The sequence below is a fragment of the Chromohalobacter sp. 296-RDG genome (genome assembly GCF_029889885.1).
GTDB lineage: Bacteria > Pseudomonadota > Gammaproteobacteria > Pseudomonadales > Halomonadaceae > Chromohalobacter.
This window is the reverse complement of sequence record NZ_JARANY010000280.1, coordinates 1-823: the sequence shown is the minus strand read 5'-3', so window position 1 is coordinate 823 and position 823 is coordinate 1. Positions and strand designations below refer to the sequence as shown.

Here is an 823-nt window from a genome sequence, read left to right as displayed (position 1 = left end):
GGGCTTGCGCTCTCCGGCCCGGGTGAAGCGATCGGTGAAGGATTTGCCGTAGTACCTACGTGTAGGGTCCCTGATGATCAGATGAGCTATAGAAGTTATCTTCTGCTGGCAGCCAGAGAGCTTCTACAGCAGTTCATTCGGGAGCAGATTCATGGACATCAAGCTGCATAAGCAGGCCACCACCACACTGAAGATCCGTGCCGAGATCTAAGCAGCGCCCGCTAGCATCAGCGATAGCGAGCTGGCCCGCCAATACGGTGTCGGCGATTCGACCATACGCCGTTGGCGGTACCGTGATGATATCCATGACCGTCCTCATATGCGGCGCAACCTGCTGGCCACACTGACGACTGAGCAGGAAGAAGTGCTACTTGCTGCGCGTGCTTTTCTGCGCCTCGGTCTCGACGATCTGCTGATCGTGGCATACGAGTTTCTCAATCCTCGGCTGTCACGTTCCGGCTTGCACCGCATGCTCAAACGGCGTGAGGTACCCACGCTCGCCGCGTTGGCTCGGCAAGATGCCGGCGGTGATGAGACACCTCGGCACAAGCCTTTCAAGGACTACGAACCAGGGTATGTCCACATCGACATCAAGCACCTGCCCCAGATACCCGACGAGCAGCAAAAGCGCTACCTGTACGTCGCCATCGACCGGGCAACGCGCTGGGTATATCTGGAAATCAGAAGCAGCCAGTCGGCGAAGGATGCACGCGCGTTCATGAAGCAGGTGGAAGAGAAGGCCCCCTTCAAGATCCAGACGGTGCTGACCGATAACGGCAAATCCTTCACCGATCGCTTCACCCGGGTCGGAGAGCGTAAGCCT

At 58.0% G+C, this 823-nt stretch carries 1 pseudogene; it reads left to right on the top strand.

From position 1 onward, the window contains the following. Positions 1–151 precede the first annotated feature (151 nt). Positions 152–823: pseudogene (locus tag OP495_RS18530) on the top strand (DDE-type integrase/transposase/recombinase); the annotation flags it as partial.